Annotated in this window: 15 protein-coding genes; 8 read left to right on the top strand and 7 right to left on the bottom strand. The window is 74.2% G+C overall.

The features are described from left to right. From CGE01nite_RS01645 to CGE01nite_RS01635, 3 genes are read left to right on the top strand one after another with little or no spacing between them, the layout of a single operon-like run. On the top strand, window positions 1–777 hold the full coding sequence (locus CGE01nite_RS01645; protein ID WP_141368586.1) for a class I SAM-dependent methyltransferase: 777 nt from the start codon (window positions 1–3) through the stop codon (window positions 775–777). Window positions 778–830: 53 nt separating this feature from the next. Next, complete coding sequence (locus CGE01nite_RS01640) at window positions 831–1,466, top strand: winged helix-turn-helix domain-containing protein (RefSeq protein ID WP_048341657.1); 636 nt, start codon at window positions 831–833, stop codon at window positions 1,464–1,466. A gap of 1 nt (window position 1,467) precedes the next feature. After that, window positions 1,468–2,193 (top strand): hypothetical protein, encoded by a 726-nt coding sequence (locus CGE01nite_RS01635; protein ID WP_048341658.1) that lies wholly within the window; start codon window positions 1,468–1,470, stop codon window positions 2,191–2,193. A 23-nt stretch (window positions 2,194–2,216) separates the two neighbouring features. On the opposite strand, the gene CGE01nite_RS01630 is transcribed toward CGE01nite_RS01635, so the two are convergent. Genes CGE01nite_RS01630 through CGE01nite_RS01615 form a run of 4 tightly spaced genes read right to left on the bottom strand, consistent with a single transcriptional unit; the run spans window position 2,217 to window position 6,189 of the window. Then, entirely contained in the window at window positions 2,217–2,993 is a 777-nt protein-coding gene (locus CGE01nite_RS01630) for an HAD family hydrolase (protein ID WP_141368584.1), read from the bottom strand. After that, window positions 2,990–4,504, bottom strand: a complete 1,515-nt coding sequence (gene gltX, locus CGE01nite_RS01625; protein WP_141368582.1) for a glutamate--tRNA ligase — start codon at window positions 4,502–4,504, stop codon at window positions 2,990–2,992. Before gltX ends, CGE01nite_RS01630 begins: the two co-directional genes overlap by 4 nt. A 23-nt stretch (window positions 4,505–4,527) precedes the next feature. Next, window positions 4,528–5,313, bottom strand: a complete 786-nt coding sequence (locus CGE01nite_RS01620) for a fumarylacetoacetate hydrolase family protein (protein WP_141368580.1) — start codon at window positions 5,311–5,313, stop codon at window positions 4,528–4,530. Between the two features lie 60 nt (window positions 5,314–5,373). Beyond that, complete coding sequence (locus CGE01nite_RS01615) at window positions 5,374–6,189, bottom strand: methyltransferase domain-containing protein (protein ID WP_141368578.1); 816 nt, start codon at window positions 6,187–6,189, stop codon at window positions 5,374–5,376. A gap of 128 nt (window positions 6,190–6,317) precedes the next feature. On the opposite strand from CGE01nite_RS01615, the gene CGE01nite_RS01610 reads away from it, so the two are divergent. Continuing rightward, on the top strand, window positions 6,318–7,367 hold the full coding sequence (locus CGE01nite_RS01610; protein WP_141368576.1) for a heparan-alpha-glucosaminide N-acetyltransferase domain-containing protein: 1,050 nt from the start codon (window positions 6,318–6,320) through the stop codon (window positions 7,365–7,367). Window positions 7,368–7,370: 3 nt separating this feature from the next. On the opposite strand, the gene CGE01nite_RS01605 is transcribed toward CGE01nite_RS01610, so the two are convergent. Next, entirely contained in the window at window positions 7,371–7,757 is a 387-nt protein-coding gene (locus CGE01nite_RS01605) for a DUF1304 domain-containing protein (protein ID WP_141368574.1), read from the bottom strand. A gap of 162 nt (window positions 7,758–7,919) precedes the next feature. Between CGE01nite_RS01605 and CGE01nite_RS01600 the strand changes: the two genes are divergently transcribed. After that, window positions 7,920–8,825 carry a 3-methyladenine DNA glycosylase gene (locus CGE01nite_RS01600; RefSeq protein WP_371857556.1) on the top strand — a complete coding sequence of 302 codons (906 nt, stop codon included), beginning with the start codon at window positions 7,920–7,922 and terminating at the stop codon, window positions 8,823–8,825. Window positions 8,826–8,831: 6 nt separating this feature from the next. On the opposite strand, the gene CGE01nite_RS01595 is transcribed toward CGE01nite_RS01600, so the two are convergent. Next, window positions 8,832–9,722: an oxygenase MpaB family protein gene (locus CGE01nite_RS01595; protein ID WP_141368808.1), complete on the bottom strand. Its 891-nt coding sequence runs from the start codon at window positions 9,720–9,722 to the stop codon at window positions 8,832–8,834. Between the two features lie 166 nt (window positions 9,723–9,888). On the opposite strand from CGE01nite_RS01595, the gene CGE01nite_RS01590 reads away from it, so the two are divergent. Beyond that, a complete protein-coding gene (locus tag CGE01nite_RS01590) occupies window positions 9,889–11,478 on the top strand; it encodes an aspartate:alanine exchanger family transporter (protein ID WP_048341666.1) in 1,590 nt (529 codons plus the stop codon). Window positions 11,479–11,525: 47 nt separating this feature from the next. On the opposite strand, the gene CGE01nite_RS01585 is transcribed toward CGE01nite_RS01590, so the two are convergent. Then, window positions 11,526–12,575, bottom strand: a complete 1,050-nt coding sequence (locus CGE01nite_RS01585) for an ABC transporter ATP-binding protein (RefSeq protein ID WP_218022586.1) — start codon at window positions 12,573–12,575, stop codon at window positions 11,526–11,528. 123 nt (window positions 12,576–12,698) lie between these two features. Here CGE01nite_RS01585 and CGE01nite_RS01580 point away from each other — a divergent pair, with 123 nt between their 5' ends. Beyond that, complete coding sequence (locus tag CGE01nite_RS01580) at window positions 12,699–13,385, top strand: ABC transporter permease subunit (protein WP_141368572.1); 687 nt, start codon at window positions 12,699–12,701, stop codon at window positions 13,383–13,385. A gap of 37 nt (window positions 13,386–13,422) precedes the next feature. Beyond that, window positions 13,423–14,193 carry an ABC transporter permease gene (locus tag CGE01nite_RS01575; RefSeq protein WP_141368570.1) on the top strand — a complete coding sequence of 257 codons (771 nt, stop codon included), beginning with the start codon at window positions 13,423–13,425 and terminating at the stop codon, window positions 14,191–14,193. The last annotated feature ends 30 nt before the right edge of the window (window positions 14,194–14,223 follow it).

Raw genomic sequence — 14,223 nt, 5'->3', positions numbered from 1 at the left:
GTGGACGACCGGGGCAAGGACTGGCGCAGCGAGCTGCACCTGACGCGCTCGTCGTCCTTCGGCCGCAGCGTCGACGCCTACGCCTCGGCGCGCCCGACGTACCCGGCCGAGGCGGTGGCCTGGCTGGTGCCCGAGCACGCGCGCGACGTCGTCGACCTCGGTGCGGGCACGGGCAAGCTCACCGCGGGCCTCGCGGCCACGGGCGACCTGAGGATCACCGCGGTCGAGCCCGACGACACGATGCGCGCGGCCCTGACCGCCGCGCTCCCCGAGGTCACCGCGGTCGCGGGCACGGCCGAGGCGACCGGGCTGCCGGACGCGTCGGCGGACCTCGTGACGGTCGGCCAGGCGTGGCACTGGTTCGACCCGCTGTCGGCGACGCGCGAGGTCACGCGCGTCCTGCGCCCGGGCGGACGGCTCGCCGTGGTGTGGAACGTCCTGCTCGAAGGCGAGCTCGACTGGGCCGACGCGTACTTCGAGATCGTGCACCGCGGGGACCCGCTCGACTACTCGCGCACCGAGGACCCCGTGGTGGGCCCCGGGCTGGGGCCGTGGGAGCGCGCGACGTTCGGCTGGCGCCGCACGATCCGGCCCGACGAGCTGCGCCGGCTCGCCTCGAGCCGCAGCCACCTGATCGCGATGTCTCCTCCCGACCGCGACTGCCTGCTCGCCGAGGTCGACGCGCTGTGGCGCACGCATCCCGACCTCGTCGGCCGCTCGTCCGCCGAGCTCCCGTACGTCACGAGGTGCTGGCGCGCCACGCGGGAGCAGGACTGACCGACAACACTGCTTTTCTTGACAGTGACAGTTGTCGGTGCGACGCTGCTCGCATGCTCTCCGTCGCCGTCATCGACGACCCCGCCGTCGCGGAGGTCGCACTCGACCCCACCCGGGCACGCCTGCTCGCCGCGCTCGCCACTCCGGGCTCGGCGACCACGCTCGCGGCCGGGCTCGGTCTGACCCGGCAGCAGGTCAACTACCACCTGCGGACACTCGAGGCCCACGGCCTCGCCACGCTCGTCGACGAGCGCCGCAAGGGCAACATGACCGAGCGCGTGCTGGAGGCCAGCGCCGCGTCCTACGTCATCTCCCCCGGAGCCCTCCCCGCGGTCGCCCCCGACCCCGAGCGGCTCCGCGACCAGCTCTCCGCTCAGTGGATGCTCGCGCTCGGCGCGCGCCTCGTGCACGAGGTGGGAACGCTGCTGACCGGTGCGCAGTCCGCGGGACAGCGCCTGGCCACGTTCGCGGTGGACGGCACGGTGCGGTTCGCGTCCGCCGCCGACCGCGCCGCGTTCGCGGACGAGCTCGGCACCGCCCTGACGGACCTGATGGCCCGCTACGACTCCCCCGACGCCACCGGTGGCCGCGACCACCGGCTCGTCGTCGCGCTGCACCCCGTGCTCAAGCCCACCGACACCGCCGTCCCGCAGGACGACACCGCCCTCACCGCCACGAAGGAGTCCTGACATGCGCGAGTTCGAGATCGCCCAGGAGGCCACCACCGACGCGAGCCAGGCCGAGACCTGGGCCGCGATCACCACGGGGAGCGCCGGCTGGCTGTGGCCGCAGCCCGAGCTCACCGCCGACGCGGCCGGCGCGGCAGGCGCCGGCGGCGCGATCGTCGAGTGGGACCCGCCGCACCGCTGGGTCGGCTACGAGACCGGCGAGAACGGCTGGTACAACCGGCTCGAGGCGCAGGTGACCGCGCGCGAGGACGGCGGCTCGACCCTGCGGTGGGTGCACAGCGGGATGTTCGTCGACAGCTGGGACGACCAGTACGACGGCGTCACGCAGCACACCGCGTTCTACCTGCACACGCTGCAGGAGTACCTCGCGCACTTCCGCGGACGCGACGCGGTGTGGACGCACGTCGAGGCGCCCGTCGGCGGCCCGGGCGGCGCACCCGACGCGCTCGACGTCCTGCGCGTCACGCTCGGCGTCCCCACCGACGCCGTGGTGGGCGACGAGGTCACCGTCACGCTGCCGGGCGGCCCGACGAGCGCCGTCGTGGACTACGTGCACCCGCACTTCCTCGGGCTGCGGACCGAGGACGCGCTCGTGCGCGTGTTCGGCCGGAACGCGTTCGGGCACGTCGTCGGCGTCGCGGTGCACGACTTCGCCGACGCACCCTCGTCGTCCGACGAGACCGCGGCCGCCTGGACGGACCTGCTCACCCGGACCTACGGCGGCTGAACGCGCGCTGGCGAGCCCGTCGGTCAGTCGAGCCCGAGCACGCCCGGCAGCTCGTCGAGCGAGCGGATCACGTGCACGCCCGTCACGGTCGACTCGTCGACCGGGCGGCGCCGCGCGCCGGGCCGGTCGAGCCACACGCCGACCAGGCCGGCGTCGCGCGCCGCGAGCGCGTCGACGTCCGCCTCGTCGCCCACGTACGCGGTGCGCGCCGGGTCGGTCCCGAGCCGGCGGCACGCCTCGAGGAACACGCGGGGGTCCGGCTTGCCGACGCCCAGCGTGTCGACGCCCACGAGCATGGGCACGCGCTCCAGGAGCCCGGCCTTCTCGAGCTTGGCGGTCTGCAGCGGCGTCCCCGCATTCGACAGCGCACCGACCGCGAGCCCCGCAGCGAGCAGCCGCTCGAGCACGGGATCGGTCTCGTGGTGCGCCGCCCAGGAGGCGCGGAAGCCCTCGTCGAACACCGCGTTCCAGGCCGTGAACGCGTCCTCGTCCAGCGGTGGGCCGCCGAACGCCGCGTGCAGGTCGTTCGCGCGCAGCATCTTCTGGTGCAGGTAGGTGTCCTGCCCAGACGTGTACCGGTGGTAGCGCGCGTGCGGGTCGGCGCGCCACATCGCGACGACCTCGCGCAGCCGGGCGGCGGCCTCGTCGTCGGGCAGCGCCGGGAGGTAGGCCGCGACGACACCCGCCAGAGCGGCCGCGAAGGCCGTGCGCGTGTCGACGATCGTGTCGTCGATGTCGAACAGGACGCCGTCGACCAGCAGGTCGCGGGTGCTCGTCGTCGTGCTGCTGGTGGCTGTCACAGCGACGCGCGCAGCGCGGCGATCCGCGCCAGGGTGGACGCCTTGCCCAGCAGCTCGAACGACTCGAACAGCGGCGGGGACACCCGGCGGCCCGAGACGGCCACGCGCAGCGGCGTGTACGCGAAGCGTGCCTTGATCCCCAGGCCACCCTCGTCGACGAGCGCAGCCTGCAGCGCCGCCTGCGTGGCCTCGGGCGTGAAGCCGTCCTCGGGCACGTCGCCGAGCACCTGGGCGGCCACGTCGAGCACCTGCGCGGCCTCGGGACGCAGCGCGGCCCGCGCGTCGTCCTCGACGTGCAGCTCGTCGTCGGAGCGGAACAGGAAGCCGAGCATCCCGACGGCCTCGCCCAGCAGCGTCATGCGCTCCTGCACGAGCGGCGCGGCCCGGGTGAGCAGGTCGCGCTGCTCGGGCGACAGGTCCGCGAACGAGTCGGCCGGCACGAGGCCCGCGTGGTGCAGGTACGGGACCAGCCGGTCGCGGAAGTCCTGCGGCGCGAGCATGCGCACGTGCGCGCCGTTGATCGCCTCGGCCTTCTTGAGGTCGAACCGCGCGGGGTTCGGGTTGACGTCGTGCACGTCGAACGCCGCGACGAGCTCGTCGACCGTGAAGATGTCGCGGTCCGCCGACAGGCCCCAGCCCAGCAGCGACAGGTAATTGAGCAGGCCCTCGGGCGTGAAGCCGTTCTCGCGGTGCAGGAACAGGTTCGACTCGGGGTCGCGCTTCGAGAGCTTCTTGTTGCCGTCGCCCATGACGTACGGCAGGTGCCCGAACTGGGGCATGACCGTGGCGACGCCCAGGTCGAGCAGCGCGCGGTACAGCGCGACCTGACGCGGGGTCGAGGACAGCAGGTCCTCGCCGCGCAGCACGTGCGTGATGCCCATGAGCGCGTCGTCGACCGGGTTGACCAGCGTGTACAGCGGGTGACCGTTGGCGCGCACGATGACGAAGTCCGGCACCGAGCCCGCCTTGAACGTCACGTCGCCGCGCACGAGGTCCGTGAACGTGATGTCCTCGTCGGGCATCCGGACGCGGATGACCGGCTCGCGACCCTGCTCGCGGTAGGCCAGCTTCTGCTCGTCCGTCAGGTCGCGGTCGTAGCCGTCGTAGCCCAGCTTCGGGTCGCGGCCCGCGGCGCGGTGCCGGGCCTCGATCTCCTCGGGCGTGGACCACGACTCGTACGCGTAGCCGCCGTCGAGCAGGCGCGCGACGACGTCGCGGTACAGGTCGTAGCGCTGCGACTGCCGGTACGGCGCGTGCGGGCCGCCGACCTCGACGCCCTCGTCCCAGTCCAGCCCGAGCCAGCGCAGCGCGTCGAGGAGCATGTGGTAGCTCTCCTCGGAGTCGCGCGCGGCGTCCGTGTCCTCGATGCGGAAGACGAACGTGCCGCCCACGTGGCGCGCGTACGCCCAGTTGAACAACGCCGTGCGGACCATGCCGACGTGCGGCAGACCGGTCGGGGACGGGCAGAAGCGGACGCGCACGGCGGAGCCGTCGACAACAGGGGTGGTCACGCCCCCAGGTTAGTCGGGCGCGATCAGTGGCGGCGCAGCACGGGGTTGCGCAGCGTGCCGATCTCCTCGACCTCGCACTCCACGACGTCCCGCTCCACGATCGTCCCCACGCCGGCGGGCGTGCCGGTGAGGATGACGTCGCCCGGCAGGAGCGTGAAGACCTCGCTGATGTAGGAGACGAGGAACGCGGCGTCGAACACCATCTGGGACGTGCGGCTGTCCTGGCGGGTCTCGCCGTTGACGCGCGAGCGGACCGCCAGGTCGTCGACCTCGAGGCCGGGGACGATCCACGGCCCGATCGGGCACGAGCCGTCGAAGCCCTTCGCGCGGGCCCACTGCGAGTCCGAGCGCTGGATGTCGCGCGCGGTCACGTCGTTGGCGACCGTGAACCCGAACACGTGGTCGAGCGCGCGGTCGGGCGTGACGTCCTTGGTGACCTTGCCGATGACGATCGCGAGCTCGGCCTCGTAGGAGACCTCGTCGGACCAGTCGGGCAGGACGATCGGGTCGTCGGGGCCGATGATCGCGGTGTTCGGCTTGAGGAACAGCATCGGCTGGGCGGGGACCTCGTTGCCCATCTCCGTGGCGTGGTCGGCGTAGTTGCGGCCGACACCCACGATCTTCGAGCGCGGGATCACGGGGGCGAGCAGTCGGACCGCGTCGTCGTCGAGCCGGACCCGCTCACCCGTGGGCTGCACGGGCGTGTAGATCGGGTCACCCGTGATGACGACCAGCTCCTCGGAGCCGGGCTCGCCCTCGATCAGGGCGAAACGGGGATCGGAACCAGTGGTGAACCTCGCGATGCGCACCCGCTCAGCCTACGGGCGAGACGCGACCGCGCCTCACGCGGGTGATTCACGCCTGGCGCGTCAGGCCCGAGCGAGCACCTCGCCGTGCAGCACGGCGAACCAGCCCTCGGGCTGACGGCCCCACTCGTGCCACGCGTCGGCGAGCTGCTCGAGGCCGACCTCGTCGGCCAGCCCGTGCTCGATGGCCTGCTTGGCGAAGTTCGACGCGACGCACCGGTCCGCCCACAGGCCCGACCACCACGTGCGGTCCTCGGGCGTCGCGTAGCACCACACGCCCGCGCTCGGCGCGATGCCCTCGGGGTCGAAGCCCGCGTCGCGCACCCAGCTGAGCAGGCGTCGGCCCGCGTCGGCCTCGGAGCCGTTCGCGTGCGTGACCTCGTGGTAGAGCGCCGACCACTCGTCGAGCCCTGCCGAGGCCGGGAACCACGTCATGCCGGAGTAGTCGGAGTCGCGCACGGCGACGGTGCCGCCGGGACGCGTGACGCGGCGCATCTCGCGCAGCGCGGCGACCGGGTCGGTGAGGTGCTGGAGCACCTGGTGCGCGTGGACGACGTCGAACGCGTCGTCGTCGAACGGCAGGTGGTAGGCGTCCGCCACCTCGAACGTCACGGTGAGCGCACCCGCCTCGGCCGCAGCCTTGCGCGCGATCTCGACGACCGCCGACGACGCGTCGATCCCGACGACCGCGCCCGGCGCGACGCGCTGCGCGAGGTCGATCGTGAGGTTGCCGGGGCCGCAGCCGACGTCGAGCAGCCGCGCGCCGGGCTCGAGCGTGGAGAGCAGGTAGGCCGCGGAGTTCTCGGCGGTACGCCACCGGTGGGAGCGCAGCACGGACTCGTGGTGTCCGTGCACGTACACGTCGTTGCTGGTGCTCACACGTGACAATAGGCGCGGCACCCCGGGGATGATCAAGGCACGGGACACACCGGCCCATCATGCGAGACGACGGGTCAGTCGTGGGCCGGTCCGACTCCGCCCGACCGTCGCGGCCGTACCGTCGGGGCGTGGAGCGGCTCACGGGGATCGACGTCGCGCGCGGGCTCGCCGTGCTCGGCATGGTCACCGCGCACGTCGGCCCCGACGACCCCGGACGCACCTCTCCCGCCGACCGCCTCCTCGAGCTCGCCGACGGACGCTCGTCGGCCCTGTTCGTCGTGCTCGCCGGGCTCTCGCTCGCGCTCATGTCCGGCGGGCGCGTGCCGCTCGGCGGCCGCGACCTGCGCCGTTCCCGCGTCCGCGTGGCCGCACGCGCGGTCGTCGTGCTGCTCGTCGGCCTGGTGCTCGAGTCCCTGGACACCCCGATCCTCGTGATCCTGCCGACCTACGCGGTGCTGTTCCTCGCCGGGTGCGTCGTGCTGCGGTGGTCGACGCGCGCGCTCGTGGTCGCAGCGGTGGCGTTCGCGGTGGTCGGACCGCCGGCGCGCGAGGCGATCGGGCTCGCGGCACCCGGGACCGTCGTCGACGGCTTCGGTGACGAGCTCGCCGCGCTGGTCGTCGGGCCGCACTACCCCGCGCTCGTGTGGATCGCGTACCTGCTCGCCGGGCTCGCGCTCGGCCGGCAGGACCTCGCGTCCGGTGCGGTGCAGCGACGCACGGCTCTCGTGGGCACCGCGCTCACCGTCGGCGGGTACGGCGCGGGCCACCTCGCGAGCCTGCTGCTCGGCGACGACGCGGCACTCGCCTCGACACGTCCGCACTCGTCGACGACGTTCGAGGTCGTCGGCAACACGGGCGTCGCGCTGCTCGTCGTGGCGGCGTGCCTGGCGGTGGCGGTCCGTGCGCCACGCGCGCTCGCGCCCGTCGCGGCCGTCGGCGCACTCGCCTTCACCGCCTACACCGTGCAGATCGTCGTCGTCGCTGCGGTCGGGCCCGAGATCGTGTGGCAGCCGCTGCTCACGTCGTGGCTCGCGTTCGTGGCCGGGACGGTCCTGGCGTGCTGGGCGTGGCGCACGTGGCTCGGCCGCGGGCCGCTCGAACGCCTGCTGCACGGCGTCTCGACCGCCGTCGCCGAGCGCGTGGTCCCCCGCGAACCCGCCGACGCGGGCACGCGCTGAGGCTCAGACGAGCGCGACGACCGCGGCGACCACCGCGAACAGCGGGATGGTCCCCTGGTTCGCCGCGGCCCGCAGCATCCGGCGGTCCGACGACACGAGCACGAGTGCCGCCGCGAGCATCGACCCGCACGCGAGCAGCACCAGCGCCAGCCCGACCGTGCGCGTGTCCTCGCCGAGCGCGAGCAGCGCGCCGACCGCCGCTCCGATCGCGAGGAAAAGGTTGTAGAAGCCCTGGTTGAACGCCCACGGGGCGACCGCGTCCACGTCCTGCGGCTGGGTCGCGAACCGGGCGTGCACGTCCGGGCGCCGAAAGAGCACCGCCTCGAGCACGAAGATCACCACGTGCAGCGCGGCGGCGAGCAGGGCGAGAACAGCGGCGACGACGACCATGACGCCAGCATGACAGCGCGGCACGCCCGGCGTCGCGCCCACGCTCGTCGTCCTGGCACTCGTGCTGGCACTCGGCCTACCGCTCGTCGTGCTGCCCTCGTCCTGCGGGCCGTCACGTCGTCGCGTGCGCACGGCACCGCGCGCGCTCCGTACCCTGGAACGGTGACCGCCCACGCCCAGGAAGCACCCGCTCGCGGGTCCGTCGTGCTCACGCATGACGCCTGGGGGGCCGCTGCCCGCGCGCACGCCGAGCGCGCGGACGCGTTCACCGCGGGTCACCGCGAGCGCCGTGCGCGCGGCGAGCGGCACGCGATCGAGGACTTCCTGTTCGAGTACTACCCGACGAAGCCGTCGATCCTGCGCCGGTGGCACCCGGGTCCCGGGGCGGTGCTCGCCACCGGACCCGACGGCCCCGCGCCCCACGCGCAGTGGCGCTGGTACACCACGGACGACGACGGCAGCGTCCGGCTCGACGTCGCGGCGTTCCTCGCCGAGCGCGCCGGCACCGTCGGCTACGTCGTCGGCCTGCTGGGCGCGACCGCGGCACGACCGGCCGCCACGGGCTGCTTCGGGCTGCACGAGTGGGCGATGGTCTACCGCGAGGACGAGCACCGCCACCCGTTGCCGCTGCGACTCGGCGGCGCGGGCACCGACGCCGTGGTCGAGGCGCACCGGATCCGCTGCACGCACGTCGACGCGTTCCGCTTCTTCACACCCGAGGCCGGCCCGCTCAACACGCTCCAGCCGACCCGTGAGACCCAACCCGCGCTCGAGCAGCCCGGCTGCCTGCACGCGAACATGGACCTCTACAAGTGGGCGCTCAAGCTCGGCCCGCTGGTACCGGGCGACCTGCTCCTTGACTGCTTCGCGCTCGCCCGCGAGATCCGCACGACCGACATGCAGGCGTCGCCCTACGACGTGTCCGCGTACGGCCTGGAGCCCGTCGCGATCGAGACGTCCCACGGCAAGGCGGAGTACGTGCGGCGACAGCGGGACTTCGCGGCCCGCTCGAACGGTCTGCGCGCGCGGCTGCTCGACGCGTGCTCCCGGGTGTCCACGGGCGCGTGAACCTGGTCAGCCGCGGGAGGGCTCGTGGGCGCCTCGGTCCTGGGTGATGCGGCGCGCGTCGTCGGGGCCGAGCACGAAGCGGATGGTGCGGGTCACGACCTGCCCGCCGGCCAGGGCGGCACGCGTGCGCACCGGGCCGCCCGACCGCAGGTCCAGCTCCTCGACCGCCCACCGCGGCAGCGTCGCGACCGCCGCGCGGCTGAGCAGGGCGTAGCCGGCCCGCATGGCGGGCGGCACGGGCGGCTCGTGCAGCAGGAAGTGCGCGGTGTCGCGCGCCTGGTCGCCGGCCGCGAGCACCGGTCGGAACGCGTCGAGCGCCACGGCGAGGTCGGCCACGGTCTCGGGCAGGTCGCCGGCCCCGAGCGCACGACCGACCACCGCGGCGTCGCGCACGTAGGCGTCGGCGCCCGCGGGGTCGAGCGGTCGTCGGCCGAAGCGCTGGTGGGCGCGCAGGAAGGAGTCGACCTCGGCGACGTGGACCCAGCGCAGGAGGTCCGGGTCGTCGGCGCGGTACGGCTGACCGTCGGGAGTGCGGCCCCGAACGCGCGCGTGCACCGCGCGCACGCGGTCCACGGCCGCCTGCGCGTCGTCGGCGGTGCCGAACGCCGTGACGGCCAGGAACGTGCTGGTCCGCGCGAGCCGGCCCCACGGGTCGCCGCGGTACCCGGAGTGACCCGCGACGCCCGCCATCGCGGCGGGGTGCAGCGACTGCAGGAGCAGTGCGCGCAGGCCGCCGACGAACATCGAGGCGTCGCCGTGCACGCGCCGGATCGCGGCGTCCGGCGCGAACCAGCGGGGGCCGGGCGTGCCGTGGATGCGCTCGCGGCTCTCGAGACCGTCGGGACCGGCCACGCGCAGGAACAGCGCGGTGCCGACGCGACGTCGCCAGGGTTCCAGGATCACGGTCCCATCCTGCGGCGTCACGACGACTCTCGCTCACCCGACGCGTGAGCACGCCGGTTGCGGACCCGGGCCTTAGGGACCACTCGACCGGGTCGGTCGCGGGCTTCAATGAGGTCGGCAACGTCGCCACAGCGTGGCGCTAGCACACCCGGAGCACGCCATGTCACAGGTCTTCGAGTTCCTCGCGCAGCAGCCCGTCCTGCTGCTCTTCGTCGTCATCGGTCTCGGGTCGGCCATCGGCCACTTCAAGGTACGAGGCGTCGGCCTGGGCGCAGCGGCCGTGCTGCTGCTCTCGATCGGGCTGTCCGCCTGGGGCGCGTCGTACGGGGCGGACCTGGAGATCCCCGAGGCCACGGGCACGCTCGGGCTGGCGCTGTTCACGTTCTGCGTCGGGCTCGTGTCGGGGGCGACGTTCTTCTCCTCGCTGCGGCGCAGCTTCGGGCCGATCCTCGCGGTCGCGGGGGTGCTGGTCGCCAGCGCGGCCGTGGCGGTCGCGACGGGCAGCCTGCTCGGGCTGGAGAAGGCCGTGGTCGCCGGCTCGTGGGCGGGGGCCGTGACCAACACGCCCGCGCTCGCCGCCGCGCGCGACGCCGCCGGTGACGCCACGGGTCCGACGATCGGCTACGCCGTGACGTACCTGTTCGGCGTCGTCGGCATGCTCGTGGCGGTGTCCGCCGCGCTGCGGCACCGCGAGCAGGACGCGGACGCCCCGCCGACGCTCACGAGCCGGACGGTGCGCGTCGAGGTCGACGGCCGGCCGCGCATCGAGGACCTCGAGGAGCAGCACGGCGACCGCATCAAGTTCTCCCGCGTGCGCCACGGCGAGACCTCACCGATCCAGCCGGCGGACGCCACCGACCTCCTGCTGCTCGACGACCTGGTGACCGTCGTCGGGCCCACCGAGGACATCGACGCCGTCACGCGCGAGCTCGGCCACGCGTCCTCGCACCGCCTCGAGGCGGACCGGGTGTACCTCGACGTGCGGCGCATCACCGTCTCGTCCGAGCGCGTGGCGGGGCGCACGGTCGCCGAGATCGACCTCGTCCACCGCTTCGGTGCGACGGTCTCACGCGTCCGGCGCGGCGACATCGACATGGTGGCCACCGACGACTTCCAGCTGCAGCTCGGCGACCGCGTCCGCGTGATCGCGCCGCGCGAGCGCATGTCCGAGGTCTCCTCGTGGTTCGGCGACTCCTCGCGCGGCATGTCCGACATCGTGCCGGTCGTGCTCGGCATCGGGATGTCGATCGGGATCCTGCTCGGCGCGATCGAGCTGCCCGTCTCGGGCGGCGTGTTCAAGATCGGGTCGGCCTTCGGCACCCTGCTCGTCGGCCTGGTGCTCGGCCGGATCGGCCGCATCGGCCCGGTCGTGACCGTGATGCCGTACACCGCGGCGCAGGCCATGGCCGAGCTGGGCCTGCTGATCTTCCTCGCGCAGGCCGGCTCCCGGGCCGGCGCGCAGATCGGGGCGGCGTTCACCTCGGGCGACTGGTTGCGGATCCTCGTGCTCGGCGTCGTCGTCACGACCTTCGTCTCAGCGGGCCTGTACCTCGTCATGCGGCGGCTGTTCAAGATCGGCGGCACGCGGCTGTCCGGGATCATGGGCGGCGCACAGACACAGCCTGCGGTCCTGGCGTTCGCGAACGCACGGACCCGCTACGACGCCCGGGTGGCGCTCGGGTACGCCCTCGTCTACCCCGCGGCGATGATCACCAAGATCATCGTGGGTCGCGTCCTGGGCGGCCTGTGAGCCTCAGGCCGCACGACGGCGACCGCGTCGTCGGCCACGGCTGAGGGTCACCGGCCCGGGACGTCCGCCGGGGCGGGCGCAGCGACCAGCCTGCGCAGGGCGGCCAGGACTGCGGTCGAGGTGACGGTCCCGACGAGGGCCCCGTCGTGGTGCACCGCCACCGCGGTGACGCCGTCGCTCGCCAGCGTGTCGAGGACCTCGCCGAGCTCGTCGCCGACGTGGACCACCGGTGCGTCCGGGGCTGCCGTGCCGTGCGCGTCGACGTCGTCGGGCGACAGACGGCCGAGGGCCAGCAGGCGCGCGACACGACCGCGGCCGACGAGATCGGCCACCGCCGGCGTCGCGGGGTGGGCGACGATCTCGAGCGGTGCCGCGAGCTGCTCGACGTGGCCACCGAGGCTCATCACCGCGACCCGGTCGGCCATCCGCACCGCCTCGTCGATGTCGTGCGTCACGAGCATGACCGTGGTGCCGAGCTCACGCTGGATGCGCGCGAACTCGTCCTGCAGCCGGCGGCGACCCACGGGGTCCACCGCACCGAACGGCTCGTCCATGAGGAGGACCGGCGGGTCGGTCGCCAGCGCGCGAGCCACGCCGACGCGCTGACGCTCGCCGCCCGACAGGGCGTGGGGGTAGCGCCGCGCGTAGCGGTCCGGCGCGAGCCCGACGAGCTCGAGCAGCTCGGCGACGCGCGCGCGGGTGCGCGTGCGGTCCCACCCGAGCAGGCGCGGCACGGTCGCGACGTTCTGCGCGACCGTGCGGTGCGGGAAGAGCCCGACGTTCTGGATGACGTACCCGATGCGGCGGCGCAGCTCGACCACGTCGAGCGTCGCGACGTCACGCCCCTCGACGAGCACGCGTCCGCCGGTGGGCTCGACGAGCCGGTTGACCATGCGCAGCGTGGTGGACTTGCCGCACCCCGACGGACCCACGAGCACCAGCACCTCGCCCGTGCGCACGTCGAGGGTCAGTTCGTCGACCGCGGCCGGCGCGTCGCGGCGGGACGACGAGCCCGCGGCGTACGTCTTGGCGGCGTGCTCGAACCGGATCGCCCACTCGTCGTCCACGCCAGGGACCGTAACCGCGCGCACCGACATCCGCGAGCGCCCGCCCCGGCCCGCCCGGCGCCCGGCCTCGTTCCCGCGCCTGTGGGCACCCGTTGCCCGGCCGGTCGACCGCTCGTCGGGCGGGTGTCGGAGGCTCGGTCTACGTTCGCTGCCATGTCCACGACCAGCGCGCCCGCGAACCCGTGGCTGTCGTGGGACTACGTCGAGCGCAACTGGGCCGACATCGAGCGCGCCCTCGTGCAGCACGTGTCGCTCACGGTGCAGGCGGTCCTGCTCGCGCTCGTCGCCGCCCTTCCGCTCGCAGGGGTCGCGCACCTGCGGCCGCGGCTCGCGGGTCCCGTCGTCGGGACCGCCGGGGTGCTCTACACGGTGCCCTCGCTGGCGCTGTTCGCGCTGCTCGCGCCGTACACGGGCATCGGGCGGACGACCGTGCTCATCGGCCTGGTGCTGTACGCGCTCCTCGTGCTCGTGCGCAACGTCCTCGTGGGCCTCGCCGGCGTCGACCCGGCCGTGACCGACGCGGCTCGCGGGCTGGGGTACGGGCGCGTGCGCATGCTGCTGCAGGTCGAGCTGCCCCAGGCGCTGCCGAGCATCGTCGCGGGCGTGCGGGTCGCCACGGTCACGACGGTCGCGCTCGTGACGGTCGGGGTGGTCGTGGGCTACGGCGGGCTCGGCCAGCTCATGTTCCGCGGCTTCCGCAGCGACTATCACGCCGAGATCATGACGGCGACGGTGCTGTGCGTGCTGCTCGCGCTGGTCGCGGACCTGCTCGTCGTGCTCGTCGGGCGGCTGCTGACGCCGTGGCGCGCCGCGCGCGACGGTCGGGCGGTCGCGGTATGAGCCCGCGCACCGGAGAGCCACGCGCCGGGAGGCTCTCGTGGACCTGCTGACCGAGGCCTTCGCGTGGCTCAACGACCCGCTCAACTGGACGGGCCGCAACGGCGTGCTCGCGCTCACCGCCGAGCACCTGCGGGTCACGGTGCTGGCCGTGCTGCTCGCGGCACTCGTGGCGCTGCCCGCGGGCGTCGCGCTGGGGCACGCGCGTCGCGGCGGCACGCTCGGGGTCGTCGTCGCGAACACGACCCGCGCTCTGCCCACGCTCGCGCTGCTCACGCTGTTCGCCTCGGCGGGCCTGTTCGGCAGCTCGGCGACCGTGCTCGCGTGCGCGGTGTTCGCGGTCCCGCCGCTCCTGACGAACACGGTCACCGGGCTCGCGGGCGTCGACCGCGACGTGCTCGACGCGGCACGGGGGCTCGGGATGGGCGGCTCGCGCCGGCTGTGGCTCGTCGAGCTCCCGCTCGCCGTGCCGCTCGTCGCGGCGGGGGTCCGCACGGCCGTGGTGCAGGTGCTCGCGACCGTCCCGCTCGCGGCGCTCGTGGGCGGCCGCAGTCTCGGGTCGGTGGTCGTCTCGGGCTTCGCGACGCAGCGCTACGGGCAGGTGCTCGCGGGCGGTCTGCTCGTCGCGGCGCTGTGCCTGCTCGCCGAGGGTGCGCTGGCCCTCGCCCAGCGTGCCGTGACGCCGCGCGGCGTGCGCGAGTCGACGCGCCGCGCCACCGCGCAGCGACCACGCCGCGGTCTCACGGCCGCCGATCCCGTGCCCGCGGTTGCCGCCGCGGACGGCCCCCGCTCGAATGGGACTGCGCGATGACCGCACGACGCTCGCCGCCGTTCGCTGGCG

It is taken from the genome of Cellulomonas gelida (assembly GCF_006538725.1).
Taxonomy (GTDB): Bacteria; Actinomycetota; Actinomycetes; order Actinomycetales; family Cellulomonadaceae; genus Cellulomonas; species Cellulomonas gelida.
The sequence above is the reverse complement of the archived record's forward strand: the minus strand, read 5'-3'. Positions and strand labels throughout refer to the sequence as shown.

Excerpts from the sequence above, each read along its gene's own strand:
- CGE01nite_RS01640 (WP_048341657.1), top strand. The coding sequence starts at position 831 with ATGCTCTCCGTCGCCGTCATCGACGACCCCGCCGTCGCGGAGGTCGCA.
- CGE01nite_RS01635 (WP_048341658.1), top strand. The coding sequence starts at position 1,468 with ATGCGCGAGTTCGAGATCGCCCAGGAGGCCACCACCGACGCGAGCCAG.
- CGE01nite_RS01605 (WP_141368574.1), bottom strand. The coding sequence starts at position 7,757 with ATGGTCGTCGTCGCCGCTGTTCTCGCCCTGCTCGCCGCCGCGCTGCAC.
- CGE01nite_RS01590 (WP_048341666.1), top strand. The coding sequence starts at position 9,889 with ATGTCACAGGTCTTCGAGTTCCTCGCGCAGCAGCCCGTCCTGCTGCTC.
- CGE01nite_RS01585 (WP_218022586.1), bottom strand. The coding sequence starts at position 12,575 with ATGTCGGTGCGCGCGGTTACGGTCCCTGGCGTGGACGACGAGTGGGCG.
- CGE01nite_RS01580 (WP_141368572.1), top strand. The coding sequence starts at position 12,699 with ATGTCCACGACCAGCGCGCCCGCGAACCCGTGGCTGTCGTGGGACTAC.